We start from the raw sequence: 427 nt of genomic DNA, 5'->3' as shown, positions 1-427 counted from the left end.
AGATGTGTATAAGAGACAGCTGTAAATCTGCTGGCTTACGCCTTCGGTGGTTCGAATCCACCTTCCTCCACCAGACGAGTTCCGCGTAGTGCGGGAGTAGTTCAATGGTAGAACTTCAGCCTTCCAAGCTGATTGTGCGGGTTCGATTCCCGTCTCCCGCTCCATTGTTCTCACGCGTGCTGCGTCACGTGCTCATGTAGCTCAGTCGGTAGAGCACTTCCTTGGTAAGGAAGAGGTCGCTGGTTCGATTCCAGTCATGAGCACCATCTTCGTCGTCCGCGGCGGTTCCTTTTTTACTATCTCATTGGCTCCAGCGGAGTTTAGCGCTCATGGCAAAGGGTAAGTTCGAACGTAAGAAGCCGCACGTCAACGTCGGCACCATCGGTCACGTCGATCACGGCAAGACCACGCTGACGGCTGCGCTGAC

1 protein-coding gene and 2 tRNA genes are annotated in these 427 nt (G+C 54.8%); all 3 read left to right on the top strand.

Going from position 1 to position 427, the window contains the following annotated elements; translation table 11 throughout:
* Positions 1 to 90 precede the first annotated feature (90 nt).
* Positions 91 to 164, top strand: a tRNA-Gly gene (locus ACR9ZJ_RS19400).
* A 26-nt stretch (positions 165 to 190) separates the two neighbouring features.
* Positions 191 to 266: transfer RNA gene (locus ACR9ZJ_RS19395), tRNA-Thr, on the top strand.
* 63 nt (positions 267 to 329) lie between these two features.
* Positions 330 to 427, top strand: a 98-nt coding sequence (locus ACR9ZJ_RS19390; RefSeq protein WP_481288691.1) for a GTP-binding protein, incomplete at its 3' end; no start/stop codon positions are given.

It is taken from the genome of Luteibacter sp. KNZ12-1A, assembly GCF_056755675.1.
Note: the sequence above shows the minus strand (reverse complement) of the source record. Positions and strands in the feature narration are given on the sequence as shown.